This window comes from Citrobacter sp. EC_71 (assembly GCF_019584005.1).
Classification (GTDB): Bacteria; Pseudomonadota; Gammaproteobacteria; order Enterobacterales; family Enterobacteriaceae; genus Citrobacter; species Citrobacter werkmanii.
The window spans coordinates 16,575-31,364 of record NZ_VDAY01000016.1 but is presented as its reverse complement, the minus strand read 5'-3'; the positions used below and the strand labels follow the sequence as shown (position 1 = coordinate 31,364).

Sequence of the window (14,790 nt, the reverse complement as noted above, 5' to 3'; positions counted from 1 at the left end):
AAATAAATAGCCGTTGAAAAGCGCAAGAATAACAGAGTTATTGATGAATGGTTAAGATCCACTGTGCTGAAATTAATGCCAGGGTATCAATCGGATTTATATTATGAGTCAACTAACTGAAAGCGCTTTTCTTTCCACCAAACCCATCACCAGCCTTGGCCTTTTTTACAGCCTGAGCCGCGGTCAGTTACGGCCTGCACAGTGTTGGGATAAACGGAGCTTTCGGCGTAAGTTTATCTGGCGTTCATTACTGATACCTCGCCTTACCCGGGAATGGATGACTGAACTGGCGCAGTGGCCGGAGCTTGAAAACGTGCTCACCCGTCAACCCCGGCTACCCGTTCGTCTGCATCGTCCTTACCTTGCCGCCAACTTCGATCGTAGAATGCGATTAAATGCGGTGCGTTTTCATTACCATGTTATCCGCAATGCATTCTTACCTGGTGAATTTAACGCCTTATTAAGTCATGACGGCTTACAGTTGGCGCAAATTGAAGGTAAAGATAACGAGAAATTTACCGTGACCATGATGATGTTTCCGGTACTCGATAAAGAGGGTGAAAGTACTATTCTGGTGCGAAATGGCGAGGGTGACGAACTGACTAAAATGACATTTACCTTCTGCGAATATAATGGGAAAAGTACATTATTTATCGGCGGCATGCAGGGTAATTCACAACTTCCGCACGAAGCAACACAAAAAGCGACCAAATCCTGCCACGGAATATTCCCCAAACGCCTTGTTATGGAAGCCATTTGTCGTTTGGCAGAACAATTGAATATCGAAAAGGTAATGGCTGTCAGTAATGAACAGCATATCTTTCGCAGTCCGCGTTACCACGATCAAAACAAAGTGATTCTTTCCGACTACAACGCATTTTGGGCGTCGCTTGGCGGCGAGTGCGACAGCCGCGGGTACTATCATATTCCGCGTGCGCTGGCTCGAAAAAGCGAAGCGGAGATTGCCAGTAAAAAACGCGCAGAATACCGCCGTCGCTATCAGCTACTGGACAGCATCCACGCGCAGCTGTCGTCGATGTTTCGTCACTAATCCGCTCTGCCGCGTGCCAGCCACAGCACGCGGGAAAACATTTTACGCAGCAACGTAGGGACGGCGTCCACGCCACGCCGCCCTGCTTCCATCGCCACCTCGATCGCCAGATCCGGTTTTGACGACCGATGAATCGCCTTGGAGATAATTTTGCGCATATTCATTGGCACATTTTCCGGGATCTGCGCAACACGATGAAAGACATCGGCGAACCCCTGGCGATACATAAAGTGTTCCATATCCAGCGCGGGGAGCATGGTTAAATGATCGCGCTCCTCCTCTCGGTCGTTATTCAATAAACCGCGCACCGTGGCGGCATACTTTTTCCCGGCTTCATCGCCATCGACCAGCACGTGCCATTCAATTCCCATCCGGCGGGCAAACTTAACCAGTGGTTTGAGACCTGACTGAGCAAATTCAATGACTTTAATACCTTCCGCATCAAAGTGATGTCCGCACTGGCGGGCCAGCTCGTTAATGACCCAGGTTTCCGTTTCGCCTTCCACCAGCAGCCAGCAGCGGGCAAACAGCGAAGATGCACGATTGAAACGAATATGGAAAGCGATACGCCGACCGTCCTCCGCGCTGATCCCACCCGGTCCCAGCCGCCAGGCGGCTACCCGGGATGATTCACGTACCAGACGGACAACATGTTCCACCGGCGTGAGAGACAGCAACTCACCGGAGTTGGTGGTCGCCACCCGCTGGAGAGGAAGTAGATTCAGCAAGTGCCAGGCAACCGACAACATGATGGGATGTAAACGCGTTTCCGGGTCTTCTATCAGCAATAAAGGCCGGGCATCTTTATCAAGCCTTAACGTGCCTTTGGCCTGCAACAGCGTCGAGAACAGTCCCAACAGAATAACGCGATGCGTTCGTCCGCCGGGCTTATCAATCATGCGATTAATGATATCCAGATAGCGCCAGCTACGTTGTTCGTTATTGGAGCGGCGACGCATCAGGCGATAGCGGGACTGACCAGAACCCTGCTCAGAAAAATAGTGCTCCAATAGCTGCACCATGGCCGACAGCCCCTGACGAATCTGCCCATCAGTGAGGTTTTGTGGTCGGGTAGCCAGTTCACGCGCCAGAAAATCCAGCTGGCGGGCGGTCACTTCAACATCCGCCGAATCCGGTACCGTACCGTTACGAATGCGTCGCATAAAACGCGCATCACGCAGACGCAACACAGGCATCAGACGCACGAGATGCCGCGCCAGGTCGTTAATGTCGTCGAGATCTAACGGATGACCATCGCCATCAAGAAAACTACGTAGCGTCAGGACAGTCCCGTCATCCGCACACTCGCCCTCCAGACGATAGAATATACGGTGATAACTATCGTTACACGGCGTCCAGCAGGCTTCCAGAGGACGGTACCGACGAACCCGATGACGACCCGGTTGAGATTCTCGAAACGTCAGGATAATGTGCAAATGATGTTCCCGGCCCTGTATATCGCCCGGCGGGAACCAAAAATCCTCACGGTCAAAATGGTACAAATCAGACTCCGGCGACAGCAGCAAGGTTAAAGCATCCAGCAGACTGGACTTACCCCACGCGTTCTCCCCAATCAGCACGTTACTCTGCTCAAGCATCAACGACAGGCGGTTAATACCACGAAATCCAACAATCTCAACGCGTTCGAGAATCATATAGCCTCCGGAAATGCTAACTTTTTCCTTCAAGTTATCAGGAGTATAACGTTAACTGGGCGCTCAGAGCACCCGATATCATCAGGAGGTTAATCGCAGAAACCCAAAAAATTAAGAATATTCTTCTTATGTTTCCCTGTGATTATAATTTCTAAGCTCAATCATCATTTTTAGCTAATTGAACTATGCTTCATTCATCGAATATTCAAAAAGGAATCACGACATATTGCCTTAAATCAAATTTTTTCATCAATTTAACTGGCGAAGGGATGATGTTTTTTTCTAAAATACCCGCTCTTTCATCATCGTCCCTTTAAGCGATGAATTACCGGGCAAGGAACACAAACCCGGAACTTTTAATTGAGGTGGTTATGTTCAGGAAATTAGCAGCCGAATTCTTCGGTACGTTTTGGCTCGTCTTTGGTGGGTGCGGTAGCGCAGTACTGGCCGCAGCATTCCCGGAATTGGGAATTGGATTTGCCGGTGTCGCATTGGCATTTGGTCTGACCGTATTAACTATGGCCTATGCCGTAGGCCATATTTCAGGTGGACATTTTAACCCGGCAGTAACCTTCGGTTTATGGGCTGGCGGTCGCTTCCCGGCGAAAGACGTTATTGGATATGTTATTGCGCAGGTTGTGGGCGGTATTGTTGCAGCAGCGGCTCTGTATCTTATTGCCAGCGGTAAAGCAGGTTTTGATGCAACCGCCAGCGGTTTTGCCTCGAACGGCTTTGGTGATCATTCACCAGGCGGTTATTCCATGCTTTCTGCTGTTGTAATTGAAATTATTCTTACCGCTGGCTTCTTATTAGTGATCCACGGCGCGACCGACAAACATGCTCCGGCAGGTTTTGCACCTATTGCGATTGGTCTGGCGTTAACATTAATCCACTTGATCAGCATTCCAGTCACTAATACCTCCGTAAACCCGGCACGTAGTACTGCAGTTGCCATCTTCCAGGGCGGCTGGGCATTGCAACAATTGTGGTTCTTCTGGGTTATGCCGATTATCGGTGGGGTTCTCGGCGGTCTTATTTACCGCACTCTGCTGGAAAAACGTGATTAATCGATAACAAAAAGGCCTGGCGAAAGTCAGGTCTTTTTTTTCCTCTCTATATTTCCTTTTATTTGCAACTTTACTCCCCTCTTTGCATTGAGTAGTGTGTGCTGGCGCATTTCGTCTTACATCTCAGCAAGGATCGGGCTTTCATGTTTTCAGGGCTGTTAATCATTCTGGTTCCCCTTATTGTGGGCTACCTTATTCCACTTCGGCATATGGGCGCATTAAAACTCATCAATCGCCTGTTGAGTTGGATCGTCTACCTTATTCTCTTTTTTATGGGCATCAGCCTGGCGTTTCTGGATAATCTCGCCAGCAACCTGTTAGCCATACTTCATTATTCTGCTGTCAGCGTGACGGTCATTTTGCTGTGTAATATCGCCGCGCTATTCTGGCTGGAGCGTTCACTGCCCTGGCGGCATAACCACCAGCAAGAGAAACTCCCGTCGCGAATCGCGATGGCGTTTGAGTCGCTCCAGCTTTGCGGGGTTGTTGTGGTGGGTTTCCTGCTGGGTCTCACCGGTCTTTCCTTTTTGCAGCACGCCACCGAAGCCAGCGAATATACATTAATCTTTTTACTGTTCCTGGTGGGGATTCAGCTTCGCAACAGCGGCATGACCCTCAAGCAAATCTTGTTGAATCGCCGGGGCATGATTGTGGCCGTCGTCGTCGTCGCCAGTTCGATGCTGGCGGGGGTTATCAATGCGTTGATCCTCGGCCTGCCGGTAAAAACCGCGCTGGCGATGGCGTCAGGTTTTGGCTGGTATTCGCTGTCCGGTATTCTGTTAACCGAGTCGTTCGGGCCGGTGATTGGGAGTGCCGCCTTTTTTAATGACCTGGCGCGTGAACTGATTGCCATTATGTTGATTCCCGGCATGGTGGGTCGCAGTCGCTCTACCGCGTTGGGGCTATGCGGGGCCACATCGATGGATTTCACCCTGCCAGTTTTACAACGCAGCGGCGGACTGGAAATGGTTCCGGCAGCCATCGTGCACGGTTTTATCCTGAGTCTGTTAGTCCCTCTGCTGATGGCATTTTTCTCCGCCTGACCCTCACTCAAATACCTCTCTGGCGGTAGTCAGCTACCGCCAAAATTGCGCTAAATCAATCTCCTTGCAAGTTGTAGCAGAAATCCCTTTTATCCCTGCGCGCACAGGCATAACCTTAAACATGTATATTAAATATAACTTTAAAAGGTGTGACCATGTTTTGTGTGCAATGTGAACAAACCATCCGTACTCCGGCAGGGAACGGCTGCTCTTACGCGCAGGGTATGTGCGGTAAAACGGCTGAAACTTCCGATTTGCAGGATCTGCTGATTGCTTCCCTACAAGGTCTGTCTGCATGGGCTGTTAAAGCGCGTGAATACGGCATCATCGACCATGAAATTGATAACTTTGCCCCGCGCGCGTTCTTCTCTACCCTGACCAACGTTAACTTCGACTCCCCGCGTATTGTCGGCTATGCCCGCGAAGCGATTGCCCTGCGTGAAGCACTGAAAGCGCAATGTCTGAACATTGATGCGAACGCAGCGGTCGACAACCCGATGGCGGACCTGCAACTGGTCAGCGACGATCTGGGCGACCTGCAACGTCAGGCAGCGGAATTTACCCCGAACAAAGACAAAGCGACGATTGGCGAGAATATTCTCGGCCTGCGCCTGCTGTGCCTGTACGGTCTGAAAGGTGCGGCGGCCTATATGGAACACGCGCACGTTCTCGGCCAGTACGACAACGACATCTATGCTCAGTACCACAAAATCATGGCGTGGCTGGGAACCTGGCCTTCCGACATGAACGCTCTGCTGGAGTGTTCTATGGAAATCGGCCAGATGAACTTCAAAGTAATGAGCATCCTGGACGCCGGTGAAACCACCAAATACGGTCACCCGACGCCGACTCAGGTCAATGTTAAAGCAACCGTTGGTAAATGCATCCTGATCTCCGGTCACGACCTGAAAGATCTCTACAACCTGTTGGAGCAGACCGAAGGTACCGGCGTTAACGTCTATACCCACGGCGAAATGCTGCCAGCACACGGCTACCCGGAACTGCGCAAGTTCAAACATCTGATTGGTAACTACGGCAGCGGCTGGCAGAACCAGCAGGTTGAGTTCGCTCGCTTCCCAGGCCCAATCGTGATGACATCTAACTGCATCATCGACCCAACAGTGGGTGCTTACGACGACCGTATCTGGACCCGTAGCATCGTCGGCTGGCCGGGCGTGAGCCACCTCGAAGGCGACAACTTCGGTCCGGTTATTGCTCAGGCGCAGCAGATGGCTGGCTTCCCGTACAGCGAAATCCCGCACCTGATCACCGTAGGTTTCGGTCGTCAGACGCTGCTGGGCGCTGCTGATACCTTAATCGACCTGGTCAGCCGTGAAAAACTGCGTCACATCTTCCTGGTCGGCGGCTGCGACGGCGCGCGCGGCGAACGTAACTACTTCACCGACTTCGCCACCAGCGTACCAGACGATTGCCTGATCCTGACCCTGGCGTGCGGTAAATACCGTTTCAACAAACTGGAGTTCGGCGATATCGAGGGTCTGCCGCGTCTGGTCGATGCCGGTCAGTGTAACGATGCTTACTCTGCCATCATCCTGGCGGTCACTCTGGCAGAGAAGCTGGGCTGCGGCGTAAACGATCTGCCGCTGTCTCTGGTGCTCTCCTGGTTTGAACAGAAAGCGATTGTGATTCTGCTGACCCTGCTGTCGCTGGGCGTGAAAAACATCGTCACTGGCCCGACTGCGCCTGGCTTCTTTACGCCGGATCTGCTGGCTGTGCTCAACGAAAAATTCGGCCTGCGTTCCGTGACCACCGTTGAAGAAGACATGAAGCAGCTGCTGAGCGCGTAAGGAGTAAAGAATGACAATGCCAACTCATCAGTGCCCATGGCGGATGCAGGTGCATCACATCCATCAGGAAACGCCGGATGTATGGACAATTTCGTTGCTGTGCCACGACTATTATCCGTACCGCGCCGGGCAGTATGCACTGGTCAGCGTACGTAATTCAGCGGAGACCCTGCGTGCTTACACCATTTCATCCACACCGGGAGTAAGCGAGTTCATCACGCTGACTGTTCGCCGGATTGACGATGGTGCAGGCTCACAGTGGCTGACCCGCGACGTGAAGCGCGGCGACTATATCTGGCTGTCCGATGCCATGGGTGAATTTACCTGTGAAGATAAGGCGGAAGATAAGTTCCTGATGCTGGCTGCCGGTTGCGGCGTTACGCCAATCATGTCAATGCGTCGCTGGTTGGCAAAGTACCGCCCACAGGCCGATGTGCAGGTGATCTTTAACGTTCGTTCACCGCAAGATGTTATTTTTGCCGACGAATGGCGCGAATATCCGGTGACCTTAGTCGCTGAAAACAATGCCACCCACGGTTTTGTTTCTGGCCGACTGACGACCGATCTGCTGAAAAGCGTGCCGGATCTGGTCTCTCGTACCGTGATGACCTGCGGCCCGGCGCCGTATATGGATCTGGTCGAAAAAGAAGTCAAAGCGCTGGGCGTGACGCGCTTCTTTAAAGAGCAGTTCTTCACGCCGGTTGCCGAGGCCGCCACCAGCGGTCTGAAGTTCACCAAGCTGCAACCGGCAAAAGAGTTTTACGCGCCGGTGGGCAGTACGCTGCTGGAAGCGCTGGAAAGCAATAAAGTGCCGGTCGTTGCCGCATGTCGTGCGGGCGTTTGCGGCTGCTGCAAAACCAAAGTGGTTGACGGTAACTACACGGTCAGCAGCACCATGACGCTTACCGACGCAGAAATTGCCGAAGGTTACGTGCTGGCCTGCTCCTGTCATCCGCAGGGCGATTTAGTACTCGCTTAAACTCCTTCTTAGCTGCTCCAGGCCGGATAAAGCGTTTACGCCATATCCGGCCTTTTTTTACCGCCAGGCCGAATTCCCTGCCACCGAGAAACGCCCCGCCCCTAAAAACGCGACAGCCAGCGCGCCGATAAAAAAGTACACCATACTCTCAATCGCCCATGCGCCAGTTTTATCCAGTGACCAGGTTTCGCCCATCCCGACCATCAGCCATGCCACCACCATCGTAAAGGCCAGCCCCAACGCCGCCGGACGGGTCAGGATCCCAAGGATAATCAGGCAAGGCGCAACGACTTCCCCCAACAGAACGCCGTAAGCAATAAAGCCCGGAAAACCTTTCGCTACCAGCATGCCGCTGATGCCATCAATACCGGAGAACAATTTATGTAAGCCATGAAATAGCATCAATCCACCAACGGCGATGCGTAACAGAAACTTGCCAAAGTCTTCATGAGTCAGCGTTCGGTTAACTGCATTTAATAGTTTAGTAACCATTTGAATTCATTCCTTTTTTCACCATGCCAGATATCAAACTACGCGTTATCTGCTCGAAATGTAAGCTGCCGAAAATAAGGGGGAAATGAGAAGCATAACTATCATCTTCATCTAAACTTGTAACCGGTATCACATTAAAGGAGATGGAAAACCATGAAACAAACGGTTGCCGCTTTTATTGCTAAAACCCTCGAACAAGCTGGCGTTAAACGCATTTGGGGCGTAACGGGTGATTCATTAAATGGCCTCAGTGACAGTCTCAATCGCATGGGAACGATTGACTGGATGCCGACCCGTCATGAAGAAGTTGCCGCCTTCGCCGCTGGCGCAGAAGCGCAACTAACCGGCGAACTGGCCGTCTGTGCCGGTTCATGTGGACCGGGCAACCTGCACCTGATCAATGGTCTGTTTGATTGCCACCGCAACCATGTTCCGGTCCTGGCGATTGCCGCACATATCCCTTCCAGTGAGATCGGCAGCGGTTACTTTCAGGAGACCCACCCGCAAGAGTTGTTCCGCGAATGTAGCCACTATTGCGAGCTGGTTTCCAGCCCTGAACAGATCCCGCAGGTTCTCGCCATTGCAATGCGTAAAGCTGTATTAAATCGTGGCGTCTCGGTGGTGGTATTACCCGGCGACGTCGCGCTGAAGCCCGCGCCGGAAAGCGCCAGCAGGCACTGGTATCATGCGCCACTCCCGGTCGTCACCCCGGAAGAAGAAGAACTCAGAAAACTGGCGCAACTACTGCGTTATTCCAGCAATATCGCCCTGATGTGCGGCAGCGGCTGTGCCGGTGCGCATCAAGAACTGGTAGAGTTTGCGGCAAAAATCAAAGCGCCGATTGTCCACGCCCTGCGGGGTAAAGAGCACGTCGAATACGACAACCCGTACGACGTCGGTATGACCGGGCTGATTGGCTTTTCATCCGGATTCCACACCATGATGAATGCCGACACGCTGATCCTGCTCGGCACCCAGTTTCCCTATCGCCCGTTCTACCCTACCGACGCCCAAATTATTCAGATTGATATCAATCCGGCGAGCATCGGCGCGCACAGTAAAGTTGATATGGCGCTGGTGGGCAATATTAAATCCACTCTCCGCGCCCTGTTGCCGTTGGTGGAGGAAAAAACCGAGCGGAAGTTTTTAGACAAAGCGCTGGAGCACTATCGTGAGGCGCGCAAGGGTCTGGATGATTTAGCCAAACCGAGCGATAAAGCCATTCATCCGCAGTATCTGGCGCAGCAGATCAGCCATTTTGCCGCTGACGACGCTATCTTTACCTGCGATGTTGGTACCCCAACGGTTTGGGCTGCACGCTATCTGAAAATGAACGGCAAACGTCGCCTTCTCGGGTCGTTTAATCACGGGTCGATGGCGAACGCTATGCCACAGGCACTCGGCGCACAAGCGACCGAACCGGGACGCCAGGTCATCGCCATGTGCGGTGACGGTGGTTTTAGCATGCTGATGGGCGATTTTCTGTCGGTTGTCCAGATGAAGCTGCCAGTAAAGATTATCGTCTTCAACAACAGCGTACTGGGATTTGTGGCGATGGAGATGAAGGCTGGCGGTTATCTGACCGACGGCACGGAGCTGCACGACACCAACTTCGCGCGGATTGCCGAAGCCTGCGGCATTACGGGCATTCGTGTGGAGAAATCCTCAGAGGTCGATGAGGCACTGCAAAGGGCGATGTCGATTGACGGTCCGGTACTGGTCGATGTGGTGGTGGCGAAAGAAGAGTTAGCCATCCCGCCGCAGATCAAACTCGAACAAGCGAAAGGTTTTAGCCTGTATATGTTGCGCGCAATCATCAGTGGACGCGGTGATGAAGTGATGGAACTGGCGAAAACTAACTGGCTCAGGTAAAACAGAGGGCATTACCTCACTAAAAAAGGAATGCCCGTGATTGATTTACGCAGTGATACCGTAACCCGGCCGAGCCGCGCCATGCTGGAAGAGATGATGGCGGCCCCGGTCGGGGACGACGTATACGGAGATGACCCTACCGTTAACGCTCTCCAGCAATACGCTGCTGAGCTTTCTGGCAAAGAAGCTGCTATTTTCTTACCTACCGGCACTCAGGCTAACCTGGTTGCGCTGCTCAGCCACTGCCAGCGCGGTGAAGAGTATATCGCAGGCCAGGGCGCACATAACTATCTCTACGAAGCGGGTGGCGCTGCGGTGCTCGGCAGCATCCAGCCGCAGCCTATCGATGCCGCGCCGGATGGCACCTTACCGCTGGACAAAGTGGCGGCAAAAATCAAAGCGGATGATATCCATTTTGCCCGCACACGTCTGCTTAGTCTGGAAAACACCCACAACGGCAAAGTGCTGCCACGCGAGTATCTGAAAGATGCCTGGGAATTCACTCGTGAGCGCAATCTGGCTCTGCACGTTGATGGCGCGCGTATTTTTAACGCCGTCGTTGCTTACGGCTGTGAGCTGAAAGAGATCACGCAATACTGCGACTCGTTCACCATTTGTCTCTCCAAAGGTCTGGGGACGCCGGTAGGCTCACTGCTGGTCGGTAGTCACGACTACATCAAACGTGCTATCCGCTGGCGTAAAATGACCGGCGGCGGAATGCGTCAGGCCGGGATTCTGGCTGCGGCCGGACTGTATGCGTTGAAAAATAACGTGGCGCGTTTACAGGAAGACCATGACAATGCGGCCTGGATGGCGGAACAGCTGCGCGAAGCAGGCGCAGACGTCATGCGTCACGATACCAACATGCTGTTTGTCCGCGTTGGCGAAGAGCACGCTGCTGCGCTGGGCGAGTATATGAAGGCGCAAGGCGTACTGATTAACGCCTCCCCAATTGTACGCCTGGTGATGCATCTGGACGTATCGCGTGAACAACTTGCCGAAGTCGCCGCCTACTGGCGCGCTTTTTTAACTCGCTAAGGAGATGGGCGTGCCGCAACGGATTTTGGTTCTTGGCGCCAGTGGCTACATTGGTCAGCATCTGGTACAGGCGCTCAGCCAGCAAGGGCACCAGGTGCTGGCTGCGGCACGCCGTATTGAACGTCTGGAAAAACTGCAACTGGCTAACGTCAGTTGCCACAAAGTCGACTTAACCTGGCCTGATAACCTGACGCCGCTGCTGACGGATGTTGATACGGTTTATTATCTGGTCCATGGCATGGGTGAAGGCGGTGATTTTATCGCTCATGAGCGCCAGGTCGCGATGAACGTGCGTGATGCGCTACGTAGCATTCCCGTCAAACAGCTTATTTTCCTGAGCTCATTACAGGCTCCGCGGCATGAACAATCCGATCATCTGCGTGCACGGCAGATAACCGCGGACATCCTGCGCGAAGCGGGCGTGCCGATGACCGAATTACGAGCAGGCATTATCGTCGGGGCGGGTTCCGCCGCTTTTGAAGTGATGCGCGATATGGTCTACAACCTGCCGGTACTTACGCCTCCGCGCTGGGTACGTTCGCGTACCACGCCCATCGCGCTGGAAAATTTGATGTACTATCTGGTGGCGCTGTTGGACCATCCCACAAGCCATCACCGCATACTCGAAGCCGCAGGGCCGCAGATATTAAGCTATCAGGAACAGTTCGAACATTTTATGGCCGTCAGCGGCAAGCACCGCTTGTTGATCCCTATCCCCTTTCCGACCAGTTGGATTTCGGTGTGGTTTTTGAATGTTATTACGTCGGTACCGCCCACTACGGCAAAGGCGCTGATACAAGGCTTAAAGCATGACTTGCTGGCCGATGACGCTGAGCTACGCGCGCTGATCCCACAAAAGCTGATCGCCTTTGATGACGCAGTGCGCAGCACGCTGAAAGAAGAAGAGAAGCTGGTTAACTCCAGCGACTGGGGGTATGACGCTCAGGCATTCGCCCGCTGGCGTCCCGAATATGGCTATTTTGCCAAACAGGCTGGCTTTAGCGTCGACACCTCCGCCAGCCTGAAAGCGCTGTGGCAAGTGGTGAACCGTCTCGGCGGGAAAGAGGGCTATTTCTTTGGCAATTTTTTGTGGAAGACGCGCGCCGCGCTGGACCTGCTGGTCGGCCATAAGCTGGCAAAAGGTCGCCCGGATAACCCGTTGTTGCAGGTTGGCGATGCCGTGGATAGCTGGAAAGTGATCATCGTTGAGCCAGAAAAACAGCTCACACTGCTGTTTGGCATGAAAGCGCCGGGATTAGGCCGTTTAAGCTTTACACTGGAAGATAAAGGCGATCATCGGCGCATCGATGTACGAGCCTGGTGGCATCCGCACGGCATGCCCGGTCTCTTCTACTGGTTGTTGATGATCCCGGCTCATCTGTTCATTTTCAGAGGGATGGCGAAGCGTATCGCCAAACTTGCAGAACAAATCACAGACTAATGACAAAAAGAGACTGTATTCTTTCACGTTTCCCATTGCATACAGTCGTATTTCACGGAAGAATGCGCACGATGTTTTTTAAACACAGTGGATTGATATGAAGGTACTGGTTACCGGAGCCACCAGCGGCTTAGGCCGAAATGCGGTTGAGTTTCTATGCAGCAAAGGCGTCACCGTCAGAGCCACCGGTCGCAACGAAGCGATGGGCAAGCTGCTGGAGAAAATGGGCGCAGAATTTGTGCATGCGGATTTGACCGAACTGGTCTCTTCGCAGGCAAAAGTCATGCTCGCAGGTATCGACACGCTGTGGCACTGCTCCAGTTTTACCTCACCATGGGGAACGCAGGAAGCCTTCGATCTGGCCAACGTTCGTGCTACCCGCCGTCTGGGCGAATGGGCCGTTGCCTGGGGCGTACGTAACTTTATCCATATCTCCTCTCCGTCGCTCTATTTTGACTATCACCACCATCGGGATATCAAAGAAGACTTCCGACCACATCGCTTCGCCAATGAATTCGCCCGCAGTAAAGCGGCTGGTGAAGATGTGATTGCGCTGCTCGCACAGGCTAACCCGCAGACCCGCTTCACAGTATTGCGCCCGCAAAGTCTGTTCGGACCTCACGATAAAGTTTTTATCCCCCGTCTGGCCCACATGATGTACCACTACGGCAGCATCCTGTTGCCGCACGGTGGAAGTGCGCTGGTGGATATGACCTATTATGAGAACGCGGTACACGCGATGTGGCTGGTAAGCCAGGAAGCCTGCGATAAGCTGCCGTCAGGCCGCGCATACAACATTACTAACGGCGAGCATCGAACGCTGCGCAGTATCGTGCAGAAGCTGATCGACGAGTTGAATATTGATTGCCGAATCCGCTCGGTGCCCTACCCGATGCTGGACATGATTGCCCGCAGCATGGAGCGCCTGGGCAATAAATCGGCGAAAGAACCAAAGCTTACGCACTACGGCGTATCGAAGCTGAATTTTGACTTTACTCTGGATACCAGCCGCGCACAGGAAGAGTTAGGTTATCAGCCCATCGTCACGCTGGATGAAGGGATTGAGCGTACCGCAGCCTGGCTGCGCGACCACGGTAAGCTGCCGCGTTAACCCTGCCCGTATTTCTCCAGTAACGCTTCGGCAATCGACTGAGTTTCTGCGTCCGCCACGCCGTTCCACAACGTCGGGCGGAAGTGCATCTGGAAGGCCATAATCACCCGCTGCTGTTCACGCGGCGTCATTTCAGGTTTCACCTCATAGCCATAGCGCGACAGCAGATCGAGTAACGATGCAGTGTCTACCGGCGTAGATGGCGCTCTCCCATTGAGATAAAACGCCACGCGGTGAGCATCAGGCCATGCGCCAATCCCCTGTGCTGCCAGTTGTTTCCACGGAAACAATGGGCCTGGATCGTCCTTACGCTGCGGTGCGACGTCCGCATGGGCCACCACGTTTTGCGGCTTGATATCGTAGCGAGCAATAATGTCCTTCGCCAGTGGGATCAACGCCTGAATTTGCGCTGGCTCAAACGGGGCAAAATATTTCGTTCCCGCCGCTTTTTGCCAGCCGCGGTTTTCCAGCTCAATGCCAATCGAGGTATCGTTAATCCGCGTAGCGCCGCGCCAGAAGCTAATCCCGGCATGCCAGGCCAGATCTTTTTCCGGCACCAGTTGCCAGATACGTGGCTTGCCGTGGTAGAGCGGCGGCACAGCCGGGATCAGATAGTGCGAACTGACGTTTTTATCGGTCAGCGTAGCCAGAGAAGCGTCAAAATCATCGGCCGTGTAATGGATAACCAGCACTTTGATACGCGGGTATGCGGCCTGCGCCTGACGGCGGGTATCCAACTGATATCCGTCTTTATCGACAACCCCTTTTTCGCCAGCGCAGCCCGCCAGCAGCAGCGTCAATGCCAGCAGCCACAACAGACGCTTCATCGGCGAGTTTTCACCGCAGTACCGCTGACGCTCACCATCAACATGCTGCCATCTTTACCCACGGTTTCGTAATCAATGTCGATACCGACGACCGCATCAGCACCCAGCGCTTTCGCCTGTTCACCCAGCTCCTGAAAAGCAATTTCGCGTGCTTTGCGCAACTCTTTTTCATATGCGCCGGAGCGACCGCCGACAATATCGCGAATGCCAGCGAAGAAATCACGGAAGATATTCGCGCCTAAAATGGCTTCACCCGTCACCACACCGCAGTATTCCACGATGCTCTGCCCTTCAAGCGTAGGGGTAGTTGAAAACTGCATGGTTAATCTCCTTTTTGCGCTAAGAGCACGATCTCAAAAGCATTATCGAACCGATCCACTATCATTGAAAGGATATATTCTATCAA

Annotated in this window: 13 protein-coding genes; 9 read left to right on the top strand and 4 right to left on the bottom strand. The window is 53.2% G+C overall.

The features are described from left to right. Positions 1-103 precede the first annotated feature (103 nt). The gene (locus tag FHD02_RS17130; RefSeq protein ID WP_137360816.1) at positions 104-1,051 is read left to right on the top strand and encodes a VirK/YbjX family protein; all 948 of its coding nucleotides are present in this window, start codon (positions 104-106) and stop codon (positions 1,049-1,051) included. Here FHD02_RS17130 and FHD02_RS17125 read toward each other — a convergent pair. Then, positions 1,048-2,706 carry an ATP-dependent endonuclease gene (locus FHD02_RS17125; protein ID WP_042307412.1) on the bottom strand — a complete coding sequence of 553 codons (1,659 nt, stop codon included), beginning with the start codon at positions 2,704-2,706 and terminating at the stop codon, positions 1,048-1,050. The genes FHD02_RS17130 and FHD02_RS17125 overlap by 4 nt on opposite strands. Before the next feature lie 371 nt (positions 2,707-3,077). Between FHD02_RS17125 and aqpZ the strand changes: the two genes are divergently transcribed. The 4 genes from aqpZ (at position 3,078) to hcr (ending at position 7,603) form a co-directional block, all read left to right on the top strand. After that, on the top strand, positions 3,078-3,773 hold the full coding sequence (gene aqpZ / locus FHD02_RS17120) for an aquaporin Z (RefSeq protein ID WP_042307410.1): 696 nt from the start codon (positions 3,078-3,080) through the stop codon (positions 3,771-3,773). Between the two features lie 143 nt (positions 3,774-3,916). Next, entirely contained in the window at positions 3,917-4,816 is a 900-nt protein-coding gene (locus FHD02_RS17115) for a lysine exporter LysO family protein (protein WP_137360815.1), read from the top strand. A 155-nt stretch (positions 4,817-4,971) separates the two neighbouring features. After that, a complete protein-coding gene (gene hcp, locus FHD02_RS17110; RefSeq protein ID WP_042307407.1) occupies positions 4,972-6,624 on the top strand; it encodes a hydroxylamine reductase in 1,653 nt (550 codons plus the stop codon). A 10-nt stretch (positions 6,625-6,634) separates the two neighbouring features. Beyond that, positions 6,635-7,603, top strand: coding sequence for an NADH oxidoreductase (gene hcr, locus FHD02_RS17105; protein ID WP_079223499.1), 969 nt, complete (start codon positions 6,635-6,637; stop codon positions 7,601-7,603). A gap of 57 nt (positions 7,604-7,660) precedes the next feature. Here hcr and FHD02_RS17100 read toward each other — a convergent pair whose 3' ends face one another. Next, a complete protein-coding gene (locus tag FHD02_RS17100; protein ID WP_137360814.1) occupies positions 7,661-8,095 on the bottom strand; it encodes a DoxX family protein in 435 nt (144 codons plus the stop codon). 153 nt (positions 8,096-8,248) lie between these two features. Here FHD02_RS17100 and poxB point away from each other — a divergent pair, with 153 nt between their 5' ends. The 4 genes from poxB to FHD02_RS17080 all read left to right on the top strand — a co-directional run bounded on the left by poxB (position 8,249) and on the right by FHD02_RS17080 (position 13,557). Then, entirely contained in the window at positions 8,249-9,967 is a 1,719-nt protein-coding gene (gene poxB, locus FHD02_RS17095; RefSeq protein WP_220394119.1) for a ubiquinone-dependent pyruvate dehydrogenase, read from the top strand. Positions 9,968-10,003: 36 nt separating this feature from the next. Beyond that, entirely contained in the window at positions 10,004-11,005 is a 1,002-nt protein-coding gene (ltaE, locus tag FHD02_RS17090; protein ID WP_137360812.1) for a low-specificity L-threonine aldolase, read from the top strand. Between the two features lie 10 nt (positions 11,006-11,015). Beyond that, complete coding sequence (locus FHD02_RS17085; protein ID WP_137360811.1) at positions 11,016-12,446, top strand: SDR family oxidoreductase; 1,431 nt, start codon at positions 11,016-11,018, stop codon at positions 12,444-12,446. 97 nt (positions 12,447-12,543) lie between these two features. Then, complete coding sequence (locus tag FHD02_RS17080; RefSeq protein WP_220394118.1) at positions 12,544-13,557, top strand: NAD(P)-dependent oxidoreductase; 1,014 nt, start codon at positions 12,544-12,546, stop codon at positions 13,555-13,557. Here the strand turns inward: FHD02_RS17080 and FHD02_RS17075 are convergent. Together FHD02_RS17075 and FHD02_RS17070 are read right to left on the bottom strand one after the other, a co-directional pair. Beyond that, positions 13,554-14,384 carry an N-acetylmuramoyl-L-alanine amidase gene (locus tag FHD02_RS17075; protein ID WP_137360810.1) on the bottom strand — a complete coding sequence of 277 codons (831 nt, stop codon included), beginning with the start codon at positions 14,382-14,384 and terminating at the stop codon, positions 13,554-13,556. The genes FHD02_RS17080 and FHD02_RS17075 overlap by 4 nt on opposite strands. Beyond that, positions 14,381-14,704: a heavy metal-binding domain-containing protein gene (locus FHD02_RS17070; RefSeq protein WP_001160725.1), complete on the bottom strand. Its 324-nt coding sequence runs from the start codon at positions 14,702-14,704 to the stop codon at positions 14,381-14,383. Before FHD02_RS17070 ends, FHD02_RS17075 begins: the two co-directional genes overlap by 4 nt. Positions 14,705-14,790 lie beyond the last annotated feature (86 nt).

Bases quoted from the DNA above. Each gene is read 5' to 3' on its own strand.
- FHD02_RS17130 (WP_137360816.1), top strand. From the start codon at position 104: ATGAGTCAACTAACTGAAAGCGCTTTTCTTTCCACCAAACCCATCACC.
- FHD02_RS17125 (WP_042307412.1), bottom strand. From the start codon at position 2,706: ATGATTCTCGAACGCGTTGAGATTGTTGGATTTCGTGGTATTAACCGC.
- aqpZ (WP_042307410.1), top strand. From the start codon at position 3,078: ATGTTCAGGAAATTAGCAGCCGAATTCTTCGGTACGTTTTGGCTCGTC.
- FHD02_RS17115 (WP_137360815.1), top strand. From the start codon at position 3,917: ATGTTTTCAGGGCTGTTAATCATTCTGGTTCCCCTTATTGTGGGCTAC.
- hcp (WP_042307407.1), top strand. From the start codon at position 4,972: ATGTTTTGTGTGCAATGTGAACAAACCATCCGTACTCCGGCAGGGAAC.
- hcr (WP_079223499.1), top strand. From the start codon at position 6,635: ATGACAATGCCAACTCATCAGTGCCCATGGCGGATGCAGGTGCATCAC.
- FHD02_RS17100 (WP_137360814.1), bottom strand. From the start codon at position 8,095: ATGGTTACTAAACTATTAAATGCAGTTAACCGAACGCTGACTCATGAA.
- poxB (WP_220394119.1), top strand. From the start codon at position 8,249: ATGAAACAAACGGTTGCCGCTTTTATTGCTAAAACCCTCGAACAAGCT.
- FHD02_RS17080 (WP_220394118.1), top strand. From the start codon at position 12,544: ATGAAGGTACTGGTTACCGGAGCCACCAGCGGCTTAGGCCGAAATGCG.
- FHD02_RS17075 (WP_137360810.1), bottom strand. From the start codon at position 14,384: ATGAAGCGTCTGTTGTGGCTGCTGGCATTGACGCTGCTGCTGGCGGGC.
- FHD02_RS17070 (WP_001160725.1), bottom strand. From the start codon at position 14,704: ATGCAGTTTTCAACTACCCCTACGCTTGAAGGGCAGAGCATCGTGGAA.